Below are 19,869 nucleotides of genomic sequence, written 5' to 3' on the forward strand. Positions count from 1 at the left end.
AATCGGTGTAAAAAACAAGGCTGTTGCCCGCGAATCGGTGGTGCTACCTTGGATGAAGTTCGCCCGTGATGCAGCTCGCAGGCGACTCGTTGCGTTTTCCGAGGTACCTATGAGCTATGTCCTCGCCATTGATGTAGGGACCAGTTTCACGGCCGCCGCTCTTGTCCGAATGAATCAGAATGCCCAGCCTGTTCCGGAGAGCCTCCCCTTGGGGCTCCGCGGAACGGCGGTGCCGTCTGTGGTGTATTACCCCGAAGAGGGCCCCATCCTGGTGGGGGAGGCGGCCGAGCGCCGTGGCCTCGATTCCCCCGAACGTGTGGTCCGCGAATTTAAACGCCGGGTGGGCGATGCTGTTCCGATTGTTGTGGGTACTTTGTCCCTGCCGGCCGAGGATGTCTTCGCCACCGTGGCTCGCTGGGTGGTGGACCGGGCGGAAGAGCGCGAGGGAGCGCCGCCGTCGGACATCATCCTGTCCCATCCCGCATCCTGGGGAGGGCACCGAACGGCCCTGATCCTCAAGGCGCTGGCCAGGAGGGGCCTCCAGAAGGTCACCCTGATCAGTGAACCGGAAGCGGCAGCACTGCACTACGCCTCCCAGGTTCGGGTGGAGGACGGCAGCACCATCGCCGTCTACGACCTGGGGGGCGGCACTTTTGACACTGCCGTGCTGAGGAAGGCTGACTCCAGCAGCTTCGAGCTCCTGGGACGGCCGGACGGCATTGAGGGACTGGGTGGCGCCGACTTTGATGCCGCCGTCTTCCGGCATGTTACCGAGCATACGGGGGAGGCCCTCACCGGCCTGGATTTGGCGGCTCCGGGTGCCCTTGCGGCTCTGTCCCGGTTGCGGCGTGAATGTGTGGAGGTCAAAGAAGCCCTCTCCTCGGACACCGAGGCAAGCATCTCCGTCTTCCTGCCGGGAGTCCAGAAGCAGGTGCGGCTGGTCCGTTCGGAATTCGAGGCGATGATCGAGGAGCCCATCCGCGAGACAGTGGATGCCCTGGAATGCTCCCTCCAGGATCTTGGGCTCGACGCGCGCGACCTGAGCGCCGTGCTGCTGATCGGCGGGTCTTCCCGCATCCCGTTCGTGGCGCAGCTGATTTCGGAACAGTTTGACCGGCCCATCGCGGTGGACGCAGATCCCAAATCGTCCATCTGCCTTGGCGCCGCCGCGGCCGCTTTACGTGCACTGCCGGCCGCCGAAGTGGAGGCGGCCAGGTCCGTTACCAGTGCCGTCCAACCACACAGCGCCCTCCAACCACACAGTGCAAGCCAGCGCGCGAGCTGGTCCCGGAAATCCGGGTCCGCCTTGGTCCCTGTGTCTGTCACCGGCGCTGTCGCGGGCACCGTTGCCCGGCAAGGCTCGGCCCGCTTCACAGGGGCGAAGGCCGGCGCGCACGCGCCGCGGCCGGTGGTGCGCGCTACCGCGGTGGCTGCAGTGGCTGCGCTTTTCACCGCCCTCACCGCCACCGCAGCCCAAAGTCCCGACGGGCTCGGCAGCCTCACCGCGATCTTCGTCCCGCCGGAAGCAGGTGCGGCGGGCACCGGGTCCGTCCTTTCGGATGCTGGAGGTGGTGCGGCGGGTGGCGCGGGCGCCGCTGTGGCAGGGGTTGGCGGTGGGACACAGGTCCCACTAGCGGGCGTCGAGGCCAGCGCCGAAAAGGCAAGCGACCAGCCCGCCAGCGCAGCGGGTATTGGGGAGGCTCCGTTAAACGGCGGGGCGGCGTCCGGCTCGACGTCGGAAGGTACTGGCGCTGCTTCGAGCGATCCAACGCACGCCAGCGGTTCGCCCGCGGAATCACCCACGGGGACGCCGGCAATTGATCCGGATCCCACGGATCCGACGACGGAGCCGCTCATGGAGCCGGTGCCTGATCCGACGACGGAGCCGCCTGCGCCGGTGCCTTATCCGACGACGGAACCGCCCGTGGAGCCGGTGCCTGATCCGACGACGGAACCGCCCGTGGAGCCGGTGCCCGATCCGACGACGGAACCGCCCGTGGAGCCGGTGCCTGATCCGACGACTGAGCCGCCTGCGCCGGTGCCTGATCCGACGACTGAGCCGCCTGCGCCGGTGCCTGATCCGACGACTGAGCCGCCTGCGCCGGTGCCTGATCCGACGAATGAGCCGCCTGCGCCGGTGCCTGATCCGACGAATGAGCCGCCTGCGCCGGTGCCCGATCCGACGACCGAGCCGTTCGTGGAACCGGTGCCCGATCCGACGACGGAACCTCCGCCCGCCGATCCGGCGCCAACCACTGATCCACCTGCGCCCACCGAGCCGGCGGCGTGAGGATGCCGGGGCAGCATACGCCGGCAACCAGGGCACACCTCGTTGGCCGGGAAACGGAAGAACGGCCTACAGCATCGCGCCCAGCCTCAGAAGCGGCGCTGGCTAAAGCAGCGCAGACCCCTGAAGTAGCGGACGGAGTGTTGCAGCCGGGTACGCCTCAGGCGGACCCGCATACGGAACCGCTGGCGCCCGGCATCGCCTACTCTGTGGCGCAGCAACTTCGCGGGGAAGATGCCGCCGTCCGGGAGCTCTTGCTCGCTCTATCCGTTGGCTTCATGTTGCCCGGCCCGCTGCCCGTGGAGTTGGAACGCAGGGTGGACGGCTGCGGCGTGGAGAGCCTCGACGCGTTGGTGGCCCGGGCGGAGTCGTCGGGCCTCCTGCTGCCGGGCGGGACCGTGGTGGGGCCTGTGCAGCAGGCCCTCCTGACGATGACGCCCACGGCCAGGGTCCATGCGCTGCAACGGGAATTGGTGGGCATCTTCGCTGCACAAGGCTGGCCGATGGGCGACTTCGCCCGCCAGTTGGCGCGGAGCGGCCTCGCCGATCCCCGGGTTGCCGCGGAACTGGAAAAAGCTGCCGACAAGACGCTCGAGCATGACCCGGGGCTGGCCTACCAGCTCTACGGGGAGGCACTCCTCGCCGGTGCCGATGAGCTTGCCACGGCCGCGCGTCGTGCGCAGGCTGCTGCCGCAATCGGGGACCTGGACTCTGCAGGCCGCATCATCGACGGGTTGCTCGTTTCCCCGGATCCGCCGGACCTCCGGCTGGGCGTGGACGTCGCTGCGGCCGTCTGGGCGCAGCGCGGGATGCTGGACCGCAGCGCTGACGTTTATACCTGGCTGGGTCCGGAGAGGGTGGGGCCGTCCGCACCCTTCGCCGCAGTGGCCATGATCGGCTGCGGCAACCGGGCCGGAGCCGAGGCTATGTTCCAAAGCGAGTCTTCCCCAGGGTCGCCAACGCTCCTGGCCGTGGCGCAGGTCCAGACGGGCAAGGGCATCCTTGAGACCCTGGCGAGCGATCCGGACCAAGGGCTGCCGGTGCTGATCCACGCGTCCGACATGCTGAACGCCTCGGGGACCGCACTCCCGCTTCCGGACACTCCGGGGTCCCTGGCCGCATTGGTGGCGCTGCACAGCGCTGAACCCCACCTTGCGGACACCATCATCCGTTCTGCGCTGGCTGCCGGCCAGGGCGGGGATGCTGTCAAGCCCAGGCTCTTCCTGCTCCAGGCCTGGTCTGCCATGCAGCAGGACAATCCCGAGGAAGCGCGCCTTGCCATCAACGAGGCGTCGAAAGCCAACCCGTGGCCGCTGGTTCCGCGTGACGAATTCCTGTGTTCGGCATTGGAAGTCGGACTCGCCCGGCGAAGCGGCGAAGTCCATGCCCTGGTAGTGGCGTGGGAACGTGCCCGCGAAGCCATGCTGCATACCTCGGTGGACCTGTACAGCCTGCTGCCGTGGGGGGAACTGATGATCAGTGCCGCGCGGCTGCGGGAGACGCGTCGCGTAGCGCATTACCTGGATGAGGCATGGAAGCTGCTGGCGAAGCTTGGCGGACCGCCGCTGTGGGCTGTGCCCTTTCATTGGGCAGCAGTCCAGGCAGCCCTGTTGAACGAGAGCCCGGCTGACCTGTCCCCCCATGCTGCCGCCCTGGTGCGGGCAGCAGAGCACAGCCATCTTGCGTCGGTGCTTGCCGCCGCCGGCAAGGCGTGGGTTTCCGTCCTTGCCGGCCAGTTCCTGGCGGACGACGTGGAGTCGGCCGCCCGCGCGTTGGATGCCGTGGGGCTGCCCTGGGAAGGCGCACGGCTGGTCGGGCACGCGGCGGGCCGGGCAGATGAACGCAAAGACATGATGCGTCTGCTCGCCTGTGCCCGGGATCTCCACCCGCAGGGGAGTACCGTCGGGACGGCCGCCGCCGAAGCAGTCGAAGTCCGCCATGCTGCCGGGGCGGACCACAACAAACCTCTGCCGCCGGATGCTTCGGGGCTCAGCGAACGCGAAAAGGAAGTGGCCCGCCTGGTGCTTGAGGGCAAGACCTACCGCGAAATCGGGGAAGCGATGTACATCTCGCCCCGTACGGCGGAGCACCACATTGCCCGGATGCGCCGCCGTCTGGGTGCGGAAAACCGCTCCGATCTGCTGGTGCGGCTGCGGCTGGCGTTGGGGACAGACTTGCGGCCGCCGGAGTGAGTCCGTAGTGCCCCTAACGCACGGACACGCAATCCCCTAGCGGGGGCCGCCCAGTAGGGGGTTGGGACCCGATGCCCGGTCTTTGGGTGAGACCGTACGTTTGATTTAGGCCCGGCAACGACGCCTGGCGATCCGCAATTCAGAAAAGATTTGAGGACCATCCGATGCCTACACTCGCAAACCAGCTCGTCCAGTTCCTGATGAGTCTTTTCAACAACCCCGCAACCGCCCAGAACTTTCTGAACGATCCGGAGCGGGCCCTGGAAGATGCTGGTCTGGGCAAAGTCTCCGCCGCGGATGTAGACGCCGTAATGCCTGTTGTCCTGGACTACGCGCCCATCACTGTCAACGCCTCCTCGTTTGACCGGGAGTACAACACCGGCGGCAACAGCGCCTGGACTGGCTACAACGGCGGCGGAGGGGGTGGAAATGGCGGCGGCGGGCACCACGACGATCATTCCCACGCCGTACAGCAGCTGCACCACGTGGTGAACAACTACTCGTACACGTCAACGGTGGATGACCGCGATACCGTCACCGACCAGTCCATCAACCAGAACGTCTGGGCCGACGGCGATGTCAAGCAGTTCTTCGACAACGACGCCATCATCGCCTCCGGTGACCAAGCGATGGCTGCCGGTGACGACTTCAAGGTTGAGGATTCCTTCAACGTCGAAGATTCCTACAACACGGACAACTCCGAGGACAACTCGATTAACGCAGGCCGTGACGCCTCGGTAGGCAACGTCGAGATTGACGTTGTTGCTGACGACTCCTTCAATACGGACAACTCGGTTGATATTGACGCCGAGCTGGAGAACGTGGGCAACACCGATAACTCGGATAACTCCGTGGAGATCGAGAAATCTTTCAACGATGACTCGGAAACCACCAAGGTTGAGGTTGACGATTCCTTCAACGATCAGAGCACCGAGGTTGCCATTGAGGAGTTCTTCAATGACAATTCGGAGACGGAGACCACCAAGGTCGAGTTTGAGGAGTCCTTCAAAGACAATCCGGAGACGGAGATCACCGAGGTGGACATTAAGGAATCGTTCAACCCGGTGGACGTTGAGGTAGAGGAATCATTTAACGAGGACAAGTCCGTCAATGTGGAAGACAGCGAGCTGGAAGCCAACACCGAGATCGACGAGTCGACAGTGTTCTAACTGCAGATCCGGGTACCCGGCAGCGCCCTGGCAGGAGGCCGAAAACCTCCTGCCAGGCACTTCACGGTTTACCCCACGTTCCATTCCGAGACTTGAGGCAGAGGACAGGCCGTGGCCGAAACACAAGGACCGGGGGGTCTGGCAAGAACAACAGCACGTTCGGCGGGACCGGTCAGTCTGGTGCCTCCCGGATCGCACATGAAAGCTGCGGAACTGGTCAAACTGGTGGAGCAGGGCATCGAACTGGTGGGTGCAGGCGACCGTGCCGACCTCCGCCAGCGCCTGGACCAGACACTTCGCCGTCTGACGGATCCGAGCATCCGCGTGATCGTTGTGGGTGAATTCAAGCAAGGCAAGAGCAAGCTCATCAACGCCTTGGTCAACGCGCCGGTGTGCCCTGTCGACGACGACATCGCCACCTCGGTGCCAACCGTCATCCGCCAGGGTGAATCGGCGTCGGCGTCTGTCCTGCTGCCAAGAGCGGATGCGGAACCCGGCGACGAAGCCGGGCTGGAACGCCAACTGGTCAATATTGCGGATCTGGCGGCGTACGTTTCCGAACGGGGCAATCCCGGCAACGCCAAGAAACTGGTGGCAGCAGAGGTGTTCCTGCCCCGAAGGGTGCTGTCCGGAGGGCTGACGGTGGTTGACTCGCCGGGCGTCGGCGGGCTGGGCTCATCGCATACCCTGACCACCCTGACAGCGCTGCCCTCCGCAGACGCCATGATCCTCGTTTCCGATGCCTCGCAGGAATACACAGAACCCGAAGTACGGTTCCTGCGGCAGGCAATGCGCATCACGCCGAGCGTGGTGGGCGTCCTGTCCAAGACTGATCTGTATCCGGACTGGCGCAGGGTGGCTGAACTGGATCGCGGCCACCTTACCCAGGTGGCACCTGACATTCCGCTGTTCCCGGTCTCCGCGGATCTCCGCCTGGAAGCCACGCGCCTGCAGGACGCCGAGCTGAATGCGGAATCGGGTTTCCCCGGCCTGATCGCCCATCTCCGGAACGAGATCGTAGGGAAGGCAGAACGGATCCAACGGCGCTCCGTCAGCCAGGACCTGCTCTCCGTGACGGATAATCTGCGCTTGTCCCTGCAGTCGGAACTGGGGGCGCTGGAGGACCCGGAAGGAACTCCGCAGATGATCGCCGGGCTAGAGGCGGCCAAGTTGCAGGCGGATGACCTGCGGAAACGTTCAGCCCGGTGGCAAATAACGCTCAATGACGGCATCAGCGACCTGATTCCGGACATGGACTATGACCTGCGGGACCGCCTGCGGAGGATCCAGCGCGAGGCGGAGACTGCCATCGACCGGGGTGATCCGGGCCCCACCTGGCCGCAGTTCACCGCCTGGCTGGAAGAGTGTGCCGCAGCCGCGATCTCGGACACGTTCGTCTGGACCAGCGAACGGGCGCAATGGTTGGCTGCACAGGTGGCCGAACACTTTTCCGAAGACGAAGTGGCCCTGCCGGTACTTCATGTTTCCGACACAGGGGACACGCTGGATCCGGTGGACGATATGCCCGGGCTGGACGACGGGCATCTCAATCCCATCCAGAAGGTTCTGATCGGTATGCGCGGTTCTTATGGCGGCGTGCTGATGTTTGGCCTGTTGACAGGGATCTTCGGCATGGCCCTTATCAACCCCTTCTCCGTGGGAGCCGGGCTGCTGCTGGGGCGCAAGGCCTACCGGGAAGACAAGGAAGCACGGCTTAAGCGCCGGCAGACTGAAGCCAAGGCCCTGGTCCGACGCCAGCTGGACGATGTTGTCTTCCAGGTGGGAAAGCAGCTCAAGGACAGGCTGCGGCTGGTCCAGCGGTCCACGCGGGACCACTTCACCGGGATCGCGGAAGAGCACCACCGCTCGCTCGCGGATTCCGTGGCAGCAGCCCAGAAGGCCGCCACCACCTACACGCTTGAAAAGGACAGGCGCATCCGGGAAATCAGGGCTGAGCTCAAACGGGTGGACGGCCTGCACCGAGCCGCCCTGGCCCTCGGCGGCGAAGCGGCGGGGGCCAACTCAGCCCCATCGGCGGTGACGGCTGCCGGATGAGCGCGTCAATCAGCACCGGAGTGGCGGACCTTGTCAGGGACGCCCTTGCCGTCTACAGGGATGATCCCGCTGCAGTGGCTGCCTTGGAAGGGTACGCCCGGAGGCTGGCTGAACCCCTGCGGATCGCTGTGGCCGGGATGGTGAAAGCGGGAAAATCAACCCTGCTCAACGCCATCATCGGGGAGGAGATCGCCCCCACGGACACCGGTGAATGCACCCGGATCGTGACCTGGTACCGCTACGGGCATTCACCCCGCATCATGCTGTACCCGGTGGAGGGTGAACCGCGCACCCTGCCTCTCAAACGCGTGGATGGCCGCCTGGTGTTCGTCCTTGGCCGTGCCCGCGCGGAGGACGTGGAACGGCTGGTGGTCGATTGGCCGTCGGAGAACCTCCGGGATGTGACCCTGATCGACACTCCCGGGATCGCCTCGCTGTCCGAGGACGTATCCGCCCGGTCCGTCACCTTCCTCACACCGGCGGATACGCCCTCCCAGGCCGACGCCGTGATCTACCTGATGCGGCACATGCATGCCTCTGATCTCCGGTTCCTGGAGTCCTTCAAGGACACGGCGGCGGCACGGTCCGGCACCGTCAACGCCTTGGCGGTGCTGTCCCGGGCGGATGAGATCGGAGCGGGCCGGATCGACTCGCTGATCTCCGCCGCGGACATCGCCGAGAGGTACCGCCGGGACCACAGCCTGCGAAAGCTGGCATTGGGGGTGGTCCCGGTGGCGGGGCTGCTGGCGCAGAGTGCCCGCAGCATGCGGCAGTCCGACTATGAGTCGCTGGCCCTCCTGGCCGGAATGGACCGCCCGGCCCGGGAACGGTTGCTCATTTCGGTGGACAGGTTTCTTCGGGCCGCCGTCCCGGAGGGGCTGAGCACGGACGCCCGGGCCGCGCTGCTGGGGCGCTTCGGGCTGTTCGGGATCCGGCTGGGCGTGGTGCTCATCAGAAACGGCTTCGCGGAACCCACCCCGCTTGCGCACGAACTGGCCCGCCGCAGCGGGCTGGATGCGCTGCTGGAAATGGTGGCCGTCCAGTTCCATGCCCGTGCTGAGGCCCTGAAGGCCCGCACTGCGCTGGTTGGCGTGGAAACCCTGCTGCGGGCTTCACCGCGGGATGGTTCCGGGCAGCTGGCGGCGGCTTTGGAGCGCGTCCATGCCAATGCCCACGAGTTCCGGGAACTGCGGCTGCTGGCTACCCTGCGCACAACGGGGGTATCACTCAACCATGAACTGGCGGACGAGGCGGAGAGGCTGATTGGCGGCTGGGGAATGGCCCCGCACCTTCGGCTGGGGCTGGAGCCGGACGCTGCCCCCAACGAGGTCAGCTCGGAGGTACGGCAGCGCTTGAACCGCTGGCGGCTGGTGGCTGAAAGCCCGCTGACCGACCGCTCAGGAATGGACGCGTGCCGCGTGGTCATCCGCAGCTGCGAAGGGGTCCTCGCTGAGTGCGCAGGCCTGCAGGTCAACCACTAGGCCCCCTTTCGCGCTACCCGCTGCCGTGAGCGGAACCACGCTCCGCTTGCAGGCACAAAGAGCTGTATCAGGCCGGCGAAGGCAAACAGCAGCTGGGCTCCCCACAGCAGCGCCACGTAGCTGCCTGAGTCACCTGCCGGCATCAGGAACGCGGCAGCAACCCAGGTGGCAAACGCATGGCCAAGCAGCAGCGGAATCATCAGCCAACGCGCCCAGCCCTGCAGGCCCATGACAATACCCAGGGCTGCTGCCTCAAGGAGGACGACCAGCAGCATAGTGATGACGCTGCCCCAGAAGACGATGGCCGTGGAGGTGGTGAGGGCAGCTGCCTCACCGCCAGGAGCCATCTCATCCACCACCGTTCGCAGGCGCTCCAGGTGTGCGTCCCGGGACACGAACGAGGTGACCAGCACGGCCAGGCCCGCAGCAAAGCTCAGCAGCCAGAGCGATCTGGCAAGGCGGACCGCACGCGGCAGCGGCGGGATGACCACGATGGGCGCTGGCCCGGAATAGGAAATCCCGGGCCGAGGCGGCGGGCCGGGCCGGGTGGGTGAAGCAGGCGGCTCACCTGACGGGGGCGCGGGCTCTGAGGACCGTGTGGTCCGTAGTCGCTGCTCTCCGTCCGGTTGTTGAGCCATGTGGCTTACTTCCGATCGTCGGTGTCGTGCGTGTCCGCATCACCACTGCTGGCATCGCCCGCGGCTTCATCAGCACCCGTGCCGCTGCCCTTCCCGGTAGAACCCCTGGTTCCGGCAGGGCCCGAACTCCCTGCTCCGGTGGTGGTCGAGCCGGTGCCTTCGGCCGTCGTTGCCTTGGCTTCCAGCTCATCCTTGAGCTTCTTAAGGCGTGCAGATTCGGCCAGGTTCCGGCGTCGGAGTTCCAGGTTCCGGAGAAAGTCCGGATCATCATCCGGAGAAGTTGGATGGCTGTAATTCTGCCGGACCGGCGGCGTACCGCGCGGACGGCCGATCAGGAGCCACAGGATGGTGCCTATCAGCGGCAGGACAATTACTACGACAATCCACGCGGGTTTGGAAATGCCCCTGGTCAGGCGTCCGTCAGTGCGGATCACGTCCACCAGGCCATACACATAAATGGCGAGTACTGCGACGGCGAGAACCACACGGAAGAGCATGGCATTAAGTCTATCGTCCGCAGGCGGCGGGCGATTCAGGGAGGGCGGCTAAACTTGGATAGTGGCTTTTCTGAAATATTCCCTGATCCGGCTGGCGCTCTTCGCGCCGCTCTTTGTGCTGTTCGATGTCCTGGGGCTGGGGGCGCTCATGTCGGTCATCTGCGCCGGCCTGATCGCCTTCGCGGTCAGCTACCTGTTCTTCCAGAAGCAGCGGGACGAGGCCACCGCGGCCATCCAGCGCCGGTTTTCCGGCAAGTCCAAGCCGCTGCGCACCGCCGGCGAGGTGGAGGACGCTCAGGCCGAGGACACCCTCCTTGACGCCAACCCGGACATCACCATCCGCACCGACGCCAAGAGCAGTGACGCCAGGAGCAGTGACGCCGGGGGTACTGATGCGAAGGGCAGTGCCGCCCCAGGCAAAAACAGCTAGAAGCCGTGGCTGAGCACAAGTCCCAGTGAGAACAACAGGCTGTAGCCGAGGTTGATCAGGCCTGTCTGCCTGAGCACGGGGATGAGGCTTTTGCGCTTGCGGCCGTTGATCATGAGCCACGCCGGCATCAGGCAGGCGGGGATGAGCAGCAGGACGATCAGCATCCACGGGCGTCCGGGGGCCAGGATCACTACCAGCGCGATGGCCACGGCGAGCATCAGCACATAGCTTTCGCGGGCGTGCTTGTCTCCCAGCCGGACTGCCAGGGTCTTTTTCCCGGCCTGGATGTCCGTGGGGATGTCCCGGACGTTGTTTGCCATCAGCAGTGCGCAGGCAATGAGTCCCGTGCCAATGGCGCCGATGATGGACGCGAGGTTGATCTGCCCGGCCTGCGTGTAGGTGGTGCCCAGGGTGGCCACCAGGCCAAAGAACACAAACACAAAAACGTCGCCCAGGCCCATGTAGCCGTAGGGGTTCTTACCGCCGGTGTAGCCCCAGGCAGCCATGACGCAGCCCAGCCCCACCAGGATCAGCCACCAGCTCTGGGTGATGACCACCAGCGCCAGGCCGAAGAGCATAGCCGCCGTGAAAGCACCGAAGGCAGCATACTTGACGTGTTCCGGGCGGGCCGCGCCGGAACCCACCAGGCGCAGCGGTCCCACGCGGTCCTCATCCGTGCCGCGGACGCCGTCCGAATAGTCGTTGGCGTAGTTCACGCCGATCTGCAGGAGCAGCGCCACGAGGGCGGCCAGCACGGCATTGACGGGGCGGAAGGAATCCATTTCGTAGGCCGCCGCGGTGCCGATCAACACCGGCGCGATCGCCGCCGGCAAAGTGCGGAGGCGGGCGCCTTGGATCCATTGTGCGGCTGTGGCCACGGTCAGTACCTCGTGTTGGGTCGGGGGAGAACGGTGAATCAGTGATGGTGCACCTGCCGCGATATCGCTGCCGGTGCAGGACTACTCTACTTTCCCTGATGCAGGGCGTTGAGCCGCTCCGTCATCGAGAGGCGGTCCGGCTTGCCGTTCGGCAACATCAGCAGCGCCGGGGCGGCCAGCACGGTTTTCGGCGCGACGAGTCCCAGCGTTCGGTGCCATTCCTGTTCAAGGACGACGGCGTGGTCCCCGGCTCCGGAGCCGGAGGCGGCGTCCGTGGCGCTGGCAGAGTCAGGACTCGCGGATGCGCCGTCGCCGTCCAGCGCCACATACGCCGCCACCGCCTGGCCCCATTCTGCGGACGGCACGCCGGCCACAAAAGCCGCCAGCACGCCGTCGGACTTTTCCAGCTCTGCCTGCACGTGCGCGGCGGACACTTTGACGCCGCCGGTGATGATGACGTCGTCGGCCCTGCCCAGTACGGTAAGCCGGCCGTCAGCGTCAAGGGTGCCCAGATCGCTGCTGCGGTACCAGCGGACGCCGTCTTCCTCGAAGAACGTTGCCGTGGTCTGGTCCGGCTGGTCGAGGTAACCGGCGGAAACCGTGTCGCCGCCCAGCAGTATGCGGCCGTCCTCTGCGACGCGGACCTCCACGCCCTCCAGCGGCAGGCCGTCGTAGACGCAGCCGCCGCAGGTCTCCGCCGAGCCGTAGGTGGTGATGACGCGGACCCCGGCGTCGCGGGCCGTGTCCAGCAGTTCGTTGGAAGCCGGGGCGCCACCCAGGAGGATGCCGTTGAAGCGGCGGAGTGCGGCCAGGGTCTCGGACGTCGGTGAGTCCAGCAGCCGCTGCAGTTGCGTGGGCACCAGCGACGTGAACCGTATTTTGTCCGTCAGCTCCAGCGCGGCGGCGGTGAAGGCCTCCTGGGTGAAGCCGCGGGACATGTCCATGACCCAGGGCCGGGTGCCGGCAAACAGCGATCGCACCAGGACCTGCACTCCGGCCACATACTGAACGGGCAGCGCCAGGAGCCACTGGCCTTCTCCCTTGAGCGCCAGCGCCGTGGCCATGGACGAAGCCGCCAGGGCCTCGACTGTCAGGATGGTCGCTTTGGGCGTGCCGGTGGATCCGGAGGTGCGGACCACCGCCACGGCGTCGTCGCAGCCGGGGGTCTCAACGTGCCCCACCACCAGGTCGCCATCCGGTCCAACGGAAAGTTCGACGGCGGGACCCTCCCCGTGGAGGGCGGCCGCCAGCGCCTTGAGCGCAGGGTCGATGTCGACGGGTCCGATGTTCATGGGTCCGATATTCATGGAAGTCCTGCCTTAGAAGTAGTGCGGGAAGCGGGACCAGTCGGGGTCGCGCTTTTCCAGGAACGCTTCCTTGCCCTCCACGGCCTCGTCCGTCATGTATGCCAGGCGGGTGGCTTCGCCGGCGAAGACCTGCTGGCCGGCCAGTCCGTCGTCGGCCAGGTTGAAGGCAAACTTCAGCATTCGGATGGCCTGCGGGGACTGGCGTGCGATGTCCGCGGCGTATTCCAGGGCCACCTCCTCAAGCCGTTCGTGGTCCACGGCCTCGTTGACGGCGCCCATCCGGACCATGTCCTCGGCGGAGTATTCGCGGGCCAGGAAGAAGATCTCCCGGGCCGCTTTCTGCCCGATCTGGCGGGCCAGAAGCGCCGAACCGTAACCGGCGTCGAAACTGCCCACGGTGGCGTCGGTCTGCTTGAACTTGCCGTGCTGGCGGGAGGCGATGGTGAGGTCGGAGACCACGTGCAGCGAGTGGCCGCCGCCCGCCGCCCAGCCGTTCACGACGGCGATGACCACCTTGGGCATGGTCCGCATGAGCCGCTGGACTTCCAGGATGTGGAGCCTGCCCGCGCGGGCGGGGTCGATGGTCTCCTTGGTGTCGCCATCGGCATAGCGGTAGCCGTCCCTGCCGCGGATCCGCTGGTCCCCGCCGGAGCAGAACGAATGCCCGCCGTCCTTGGGGGAGGGGCCGTTGCCGGTGAGCAGGACCGTGGCTACGTCCGGGGTCATCCGGGCATGGTCCATGGCGCGGTAGAGCTCGTCCACGGTGCCGGGACGGAAGGCGTTCCTGACCTCCGGCCGGTTGAAGGCGATCCGTACCGTGGGCAGGTCCCGCACCGGATTGCCGTCCGTGTCCCGCTCCACCTGGCGGTGATACGTCATGTCCTGGAAGTCGTCGAAACCGGACACAGTTCGCCAGCGGGTCGGGTCAAAAACGTCGGACACCTTGTCGGGAAGTTGGTTGCTCACTTTGCAAGTCTAGTAATTGGCCCAGCTGATGCAGAACTCGCTCCCCTCGGACCGGCCGTCGCTGCCAGGAGTGCAGGCCCTGCCGCTGGAGAGGGGTCGCGCGGGATGGCACGTCTGCGGCAGGGTCCAAGCCCCGGATTGCCGCGATTGCCATCTCGACGGCGGGAGGACGCGTTCAGTGTGCCGACCCCCTGGGGACCGTGCCGGAACAAGGAAATCTTGGGCGCATCGGGCAGTGGCTGGCCGAGGGGATCGACCAGCTGCCGGACGGCATGTATTCCGAGCGCAGTCCGCTCTACGCCACGGCGGTGAGCGGACGGCGTGAAGGTCTACATCACGGGCCGGACCCGCGGCACCCACAGCATCACGCTCCGCGGGCTGTCCCTCTCCTCCTAGCCCAGCGTAAGCCGCTAGGGCTGGACCTGCTGCAACTGCTCGAACACCTCCGGCGGGATGGCATAGATGAACACCACGGCGAGCAGGTTCTTGGCGGCGTGCACAAAATAGGCGAACATCAGGTTCCTCCCGGTCCACACGTACACAAGAACCAGTGTGGCGCCCATGGCCAGGTAGGGCAGCAGCGCCGTGAGGGTGATCGCCTCCTGGCCCGCAATGTGCATGCTGGCAAACAGCACTACGGACAGGGCACAGCACAGCCAGATGTTGATCCGGCGGCTGAGCTTGCCGATCAGCAGGTGGCGGAAGATGTACTCCTCCACAAACGGGCCCACCATCACCAGCAGCGGGACCATGAGCCAGGCCGGAACCTGCTGCATGAGGGCCTGGAGACCTGCTTGGTTGGCGGACGTCTGCACTCCGCCGGCGGCCGCCACCACGATGGCGGTGAGGATCAGCATGGCCACAACGGCGGCAGGCACCATGAACAGGGTGAACCACGGGCGGGTGGCGAGCACGCGGAGGTCCCTGGCCACCACACGGCGCGCGGCAAAAAGGGCCAGCGCCCCTAAGCAGCCGTAAAAGACCAGGTTCACGCCGTAGGACGCCGCGGCAGGACTCGGGGCGAGCTGCTGCAGGAGGGGCAGGAGCAGTTCGCCGGCCACGGCAAAGAACGCCGCTACGGCCACGTAGAGGCCCACGGTGGTGAAATCGAGGGCGGAAAACCGGTAGAACTCGGGCCGCGGAGCGGGTGGTCTTCGGTGCGTGGTGGCCATGTTCTCAGCCTAGCTTCCCCCCAACTAGCTCGCAGATAACGTCGTGAAAACCGCGAATGGCGACGTCAAATGCGAGCTAGTTGGGCCGGGGGGTGGAAGGGCGGAGGCCGTGGGACCCGACCGTCACGTTGCAGTTCAACTTCGGCGTCCCGTAGAATATTCGGTATGCCTAACTTTCTGTTTCGGTGCGCCAAAGTAGCCGCCCGAACTTTTGCCCGGGGATCGGCGGCCTGCCGCGCTGCCGGTGCCGCCGTCGTCGTCCTTTTGACCCTGTCCTTGACCGCCTGTGGAGGCGATGCCTCAGGAAACGGAGGCAACGAAAAGCCGGTGGTTCTCACCACCTTCACGGTGCTGGCCGACGTCGCCCGGAACGTCGCGGGGGACAAGCTCACCGTGGAGTCCATCACCAAAGCAGGCGCCGAAATCCACGGCTACGAACCCACCCCCGGGGATATCCGCAAGGCATCCAAGGCTGACCTCATCCTGGACAACGGGCTGAACCTGGAAGCGTGGTTCGGGCAGTTCGTCGAGGGCCTGGACGTGCCGCATGCCGTGGTGAGCGACGGCGTGCAGGTGATGGACATCAGCGAGGACTCCTACCAGGGCAAGCCCAACCCGCATGCATGGATGTCGCCGGTGAACGTGCAGATTTACGTTGACAACATGGTGAAGGCCTTTTCCGAGCTGGACCCGGACAACGCCGAGGTGTTCCGGTCCAACGGTGACGCCTACAAGGCGGAGCTGCAGGCTGTGCAGGACGAGATGAAAACCCGCCTGGCGGGTGTGCCGGAGCCGCAGCGCGCGCTGGTGACGTGCGAGGGCGCCTTCTCCTACCTCGCCCGCGACGCCGGCCTGCGCGAGGTGTACATCTGGGCAGTCAACGCCGAACAGCAGGCTACGCCGCAGCAGATCACCCGCGCCATCGAGTACGTCAAGGCCAATAAAGTCCCCGCAGTCTTCTGCGAATCCACTGTGTCCGATGCCCCCATGCAGCAGGTGGTGGGGGCCACGGGGGCCAAGTTCGGCGGCACCCTCTACGTTGACTCTCTCTCCGAAGCGGACGGGCCGGTTCCCACCTACCTGGACCTGATCCGGCACGACGCCGACGTCATCACCAAAGCCCTGGCCGGCGCCTCAGCGAAGGCAAGTCCGTGAACGGGCCGGCCATCCTCGTGGAGAACGTCACCGTCCACTACGGCGAGGTCCTGGCGCTTGATTCCGCATCCCTCACCCTGGATGCGGCCCGGATCTGCGGGCTGATCGGCATGAACGGTTCCGGAAAGTCCACCCTCTTCAAGGTGATCATGGGAATGATCAAGCCCGACGCCGGCCGCGTACTGATCGGCGGAGCGTCACCGTCCAAGGCCCGCAAGGAAGGCGGCATCGGTTACGTGCCGCAGAGTGAGGACGTTGACTGGCAGTTCCCGCTGTCCGTCCGCGACGTGGTCATGATGGGCCGCTACGGACACCAGGGGTTTACCCGCCGGCCGTCCAAGGCTGACCGCGCCGCCGTCGAGGAAGCGCTGGACCGGGTGGAACTAGGGGAGTATGCAGGCCGCCAGATCGGGCAGCTCTCCGGCGGGCAGAAGAAGCGCGCCTTTGTGGCCCGCGGGATTGCCCAGGGCGCCACCATGATGCTCCTCGACGAACCCTTTGCGGGAGTGGATAAACGCTCCGAGGCCACCATCACCAGACTGCTGCGCGAACTCGCGTCTGACGGCTGCACCATCCTGATCTCCACCCACGACCTCCATGCCCTTCCGCAGCTGTGCGACGAAGCCGTGCTGCTGATGCGCCGGGTGCTGATGCACGGCGCCCCGGAGGTGGTACTTCAGCCGGAAAACCTGGCCATGGCATTTGGCCTGGACGTCCTGAACCGGGACCTCCCGGAGGAGAAGGCCGCGAAGCACCAGCGCACCGGGCACGCCCGCGCCGAGAGCAGGGGCTGAACCATGGACCTGCTGGAAATGCTGCTCGAACCGCTGAGCTACGACTTCATGGTGCGTGCCATCGTGACCACCGCGCTCGCTGCTATCGTGTGCGCGGTGCTGAGCTGCTGGCTTGTGCTGATCGGCTGGTCCCTGATGGGCGACGCCGTCTCGCACGCCGTGCTGCCCGGCGTGGTGCTGGCCTACATCGTGGGCGCCCCGTTTGCGCTGGGCGCTCTGGTGTTCGCCCTGATCGCCGTGACGCTGATCGGGGTGGTCCGCAATACCAGCCGGGTGAAGGAGGACGCCGCCATCGGCATTGTGTTCTCCTCGCTTTTTGCCCTGGGCCTGGTGCTGATCTCGGTCACGCCAAGCCAGACAGACCTCAACCACATCATCTTCGGCAACCTCCTGGGCGTCAGCATTCCGGACCTCATCCAGGTGCTGGTGCTGGGCGTGGTGGCCTTCGCCATCCTCATCCTGAAGCGCCGCGACCTCACCCTCTACGCGTTTGACCCCACGCACGCGCACGCCATCGGGCTCTCCCCGAAACGGCTGGGCGCGCTGCTCCTGGGGCTGCTGGCCCTGACATCGGTGGTGGCGCTGCAGACCGTGGGCGTGGTGCTGGTGGTAGCCATGCTGATCATCCCCGGCGCCACGGCGTACCTGCTGACTGACCGCTTCTCCCGCATGCTGGTGATCGCCCCCGCCATCTCCGCTGTCTGCTCCATCGCCGGCATCTACCTCAGCTATTACCTGGACACCGCCTCAGGGGCCATGGTGGTGCTCACCCAGGGTGCGGTGTTCGCCGTCGTCTATCTCTTCAGCCCCCGGCAGGGGCTGATTGGCACTCGGCTGGCGAAGGCCCGCCGGAAGAAGGCAACGGCTCTCGCCATTTAGCTCCCTGTACGACCTCCCCCCTCGCGAACAGGCACGTATCGCCTTCAAATCCGTATTTTGCGGGCATTACGTGCCAGTTCGCGCCTGGGGCCGGGGTTGGGTAGAGAGGGAAGTACGACGACGGCGGCTGCCGGCTTGACGTCGCGGCGCCTGGCAGGCAGTCTGGAGCGATGAAGTCCTAAGCAGCAGCCCCCGGTTACCCTGGGCTGTCCCACCGATGCCAGGGCCCCGTTGAGCACCCTTTGAACCTGCAGGTTCAGCTCCGGCGGCCACACTGCGGATTATTCAAGGACTTCCCATGACTGAACACCTGAACCTTTCGGGCGTTTCCCACGGCTACGGCGACCGCCAGCTGCTGGACAGTATCAGCCTGGTCATCACCTCCGGCGAACATGTGGCCATCGTGGGCGAAAACGGCGCTGGCAAATCCACGCTGCTCCGGATCATGGCCGGCCTTGAGTCACCGAATGACGGCACCGTCGCCAGTCATGGCCGTGTGGGCTACCTGGCGCAGGCCCATGGACTGCCGGAGTCTTTCACCGTGGGGGCCGCCGTCGACGCCTCACTGGCATCGCTGCGCGCCATCGAGGCGGAGCTTGACCGGCTGGAAACCGGCCTGGCGGACGCTGAAGCCGAAGAGCTCGAAGCCTACGGCAGGCTGCAGACCGAGTACCAGCTGCGTGAAGGGTACGCGGCGGAGTCCCGGGTGGAGGCCGCGCTGGACCGGCTGGGCCTGGGCGGGCTGGACCGCAGCCGCATGCTGGGCTCGCTCTCCGGCGGGGAACAGGAACGCGTGGCACTGGCCTGCGTCCTGGCTGATCCCGCGGACATCCTGCTGCTGGACGAACCCACCAACCACCTGGATGCCCGCGGAACCGCTTGGCTGGAGGACCGGCTCGCCGCCCACCGAGGCACCGTGGTGGTGGTCTCCCATGACCGCGTGCTCCTGCGGAAGGTCGCCAGTACCGTGATCGAGGTTGATGCCGAGCGCCGCACCGTCACCCGCTACGGCAGTGGTTACGAGGGCTACCTTCGGGAGAAGGCCGCCGAACGCCGTCGCTGGGTCCAGGAGTACCAGGCCTGGCTGGATGCGATGGCTGCTGAAAAGCTCCAGGCAGGCACCGTGGCGGGAAAAATGGGGTACGCCCGCCAACGGGACGGGGACAAGATGGGCTTCGATTTCAAGGCCGGCACGTGGCAGAAGGCGGCCAGCAGCAAGGTCCGCAACGCTCAGGAACGCCTGCGCCGGCTCGAGGCCAGCCCTGTCGACCGGCCCCCGGTGCCGTTGCGGCTCGCCGCGGAGCTCGCCGTGGACTCCGGGCCCGTCGCCCCCGTCCTGGAGGCCTGTGGCGTGGTGGTTCCGGGGCGCCTGGGGCCGACGGATTTCCGCGCCGATGCCGGGGAGAAGATCCTGATCACAGGGCCTAACGGTGCGGGCAAGTCCACGCTGCTCTCCGTGCTCGCCGGCACACTGGAGCCGGAGCAGGGGAGCGTGACCAGGCCAGCGCGGGTCGGCTACCTGCAGCAGGAACTGGAACTGCCGCAGCGGCCCAGTCTCCGCCTGCTCCCCGCGTTCGCCGCGGGCCTGGGCGGCAACATCGACGAGCACGCTGAGGCGCTCCTGCGTCTGGGACTCTTCCGCACCAGCGAGTTCCATGTTCCGGTGGGAGGTCTGTCCGCGGGCCAGCAGCGCCGGCTTGCCCTGGCCCGGCTCCTGCTGGGCGGCTACGGCACCCTGATCGTTGATGAGCCCACCAACCACCTGGCGCCGGTCCTGGTGGAGCAGCTCGAGGAGGCGCTCGCCGGTTTCGCCGGGACGGTGGTCATGGTCAGCCACGACCGCGCGCTGCGCGAGTGGTTCGCGAGGTGCGCGCGGGCGAGCGACAAAGCGAGGACGGACGACGTCGGACGCTGGGTCAGGTACTCGATGGAGAACGGCGCGCTCACGGGAGCCTGAGATCGGTGGGCT

16 protein-coding genes are annotated in these 19,869 nt (G+C 66.3%); 10 read left to right on the plus strand and 6 right to left on the minus strand.

Annotated elements, in window-relative coordinates; all coding sequences use genetic code 11:
- Positions 1 to 169 precede the first annotated feature (169 nt).
- From QFZ30_RS02805 to QFZ30_RS02825, 5 genes are all read left to right on the plus strand, one after another.
- Positions 170 to 2,290 (plus strand): Hsp70 family protein, encoded by a 2,121-nt coding sequence (locus QFZ30_RS02805; protein WP_373462804.1) that lies wholly within the window; start codon positions 170 to 172, stop codon positions 2,288 to 2,290.
- Positions 2,291 to 2,427: 137 nt separating this feature from the next.
- A complete protein-coding gene (locus QFZ30_RS02810; RefSeq protein ID WP_373462805.1) occupies positions 2,428 to 4,479 on the plus strand; it encodes a LuxR C-terminal-related transcriptional regulator in 2,052 nt (683 codons plus the stop codon).
- 164 nt (positions 4,480 to 4,643) lie between these two features.
- Complete coding sequence (locus tag QFZ30_RS02815; protein ID WP_307073271.1) at positions 4,644 to 5,648, plus strand: IniB N-terminal domain-containing protein; 1,005 nt, start codon at positions 4,644 to 4,646, stop codon at positions 5,646 to 5,648.
- Positions 5,649 to 5,846: 198 nt separating this feature from the next.
- Positions 5,847 to 7,703, plus strand: coding sequence for a dynamin family protein (locus tag QFZ30_RS02820; protein WP_307073273.1), 1,857 nt, complete (start codon positions 5,847 to 5,849; stop codon positions 7,701 to 7,703).
- Positions 7,700 to 9,184 carry a dynamin family protein gene (locus QFZ30_RS02825; RefSeq protein ID WP_307073275.1) on the plus strand — a complete coding sequence of 495 codons (1,485 nt, stop codon included), beginning with the start codon at positions 7,700 to 7,702 and terminating at the stop codon, positions 9,182 to 9,184. Before QFZ30_RS02820 ends, QFZ30_RS02825 begins: the two co-directional genes overlap by 4 nt.
- On the opposite strand, the gene QFZ30_RS02830 is transcribed toward QFZ30_RS02825, so the two are convergent.
- A complete protein-coding gene (locus QFZ30_RS02830) occupies positions 9,181 to 9,822 on the minus strand; it encodes a hypothetical protein (RefSeq protein WP_307073277.1) in 642 nt (213 codons plus the stop codon). The genes QFZ30_RS02825 and QFZ30_RS02830 overlap by 4 nt on opposite strands.
- Before the next feature lie 5 nt (positions 9,823 to 9,827).
- On the minus strand, positions 9,828 to 10,319 hold the full coding sequence (locus QFZ30_RS02835) for a PLD nuclease N-terminal domain-containing protein (protein WP_307073278.1): 492 nt from the start codon (positions 10,317 to 10,319) through the stop codon (positions 9,828 to 9,830).
- Positions 10,320 to 10,380: 61 nt separating this feature from the next.
- Between QFZ30_RS02835 and QFZ30_RS02840 the strand changes: the two genes are divergently transcribed.
- Positions 10,381 to 10,749, plus strand: a complete 369-nt coding sequence (locus tag QFZ30_RS02840; protein ID WP_307073281.1) for a DUF4229 domain-containing protein — start codon at positions 10,381 to 10,383, stop codon at positions 10,747 to 10,749.
- Here the strand turns inward: QFZ30_RS02840 and QFZ30_RS02845 are convergent.
- The 4 genes from QFZ30_RS02845 to QFZ30_RS02860 all read right to left on the minus strand — a co-directional run bounded on the left by QFZ30_RS02845 (position 10,746) and on the right by QFZ30_RS02860 (position 15,072).
- Positions 10,746 to 11,627, minus strand: a complete 882-nt coding sequence (locus tag QFZ30_RS02845; protein ID WP_307073282.1) for a 1,4-dihydroxy-2-naphthoate polyprenyltransferase — start codon at positions 11,625 to 11,627, stop codon at positions 10,746 to 10,748. The genes QFZ30_RS02840 and QFZ30_RS02845 overlap by 4 nt on opposite strands.
- A gap of 86 nt (positions 11,628 to 11,713) precedes the next feature.
- A complete protein-coding gene (locus QFZ30_RS02850; RefSeq protein ID WP_307073284.1) occupies positions 11,714 to 12,934 on the minus strand; it encodes an AMP-binding protein in 1,221 nt (406 codons plus the stop codon).
- A gap of 12 nt (positions 12,935 to 12,946) precedes the next feature.
- Positions 12,947 to 13,900 carry a 1,4-dihydroxy-2-naphthoyl-CoA synthase gene (locus tag QFZ30_RS02855; RefSeq protein ID WP_307073286.1) on the minus strand — a complete coding sequence of 318 codons (954 nt, stop codon included), beginning with the start codon at positions 13,898 to 13,900 and terminating at the stop codon, positions 12,947 to 12,949.
- A 410-nt stretch (positions 13,901 to 14,310) separates the two neighbouring features.
- Complete coding sequence (locus QFZ30_RS02860; RefSeq protein WP_307073288.1) at positions 14,311 to 15,072, minus strand: CPBP family intramembrane glutamic endopeptidase; 762 nt, start codon at positions 15,070 to 15,072, stop codon at positions 14,311 to 14,313.
- 165 nt (positions 15,073 to 15,237) lie between these two features.
- On the opposite strand from QFZ30_RS02860, the gene QFZ30_RS02865 reads away from it, so the two are divergent.
- From QFZ30_RS02865 to QFZ30_RS02880, 4 genes are all read left to right on the plus strand, one after another.
- Positions 15,238 to 16,227: a metal ABC transporter substrate-binding protein gene (locus QFZ30_RS02865; RefSeq protein ID WP_307073290.1), complete on the plus strand. Its 990-nt coding sequence runs from the start codon at positions 15,238 to 15,240 to the stop codon at positions 16,225 to 16,227.
- Positions 16,224 to 17,021, plus strand: a complete 798-nt coding sequence (locus QFZ30_RS02870; protein ID WP_307073292.1) for a metal ABC transporter ATP-binding protein — start codon at positions 16,224 to 16,226, stop codon at positions 17,019 to 17,021. Before QFZ30_RS02865 ends, QFZ30_RS02870 begins: the two co-directional genes overlap by 4 nt.
- 3 nt (positions 17,022 to 17,024) lie before the next feature.
- A complete protein-coding gene (locus QFZ30_RS02875; RefSeq protein ID WP_307073294.1) occupies positions 17,025 to 17,900 on the plus strand; it encodes a metal ABC transporter permease in 876 nt (291 codons plus the stop codon).
- Between the two features lie 298 nt (positions 17,901 to 18,198).
- Positions 18,199 to 19,857 (plus strand): ABC-F family ATP-binding cassette domain-containing protein, encoded by a 1,659-nt coding sequence (locus QFZ30_RS02880; protein ID WP_307073296.1) that lies wholly within the window; start codon positions 18,199 to 18,201, stop codon positions 19,855 to 19,857.
- Positions 19,858 to 19,869: the final 12 nt, after the last annotated feature.

It is taken from the genome of Arthrobacter pascens, from assembly GCF_030815585.1.
Classification (GTDB): domain Bacteria; phylum Actinomycetota; class Actinomycetes; order Actinomycetales; family Micrococcaceae; genus Arthrobacter; species Arthrobacter pascens_A.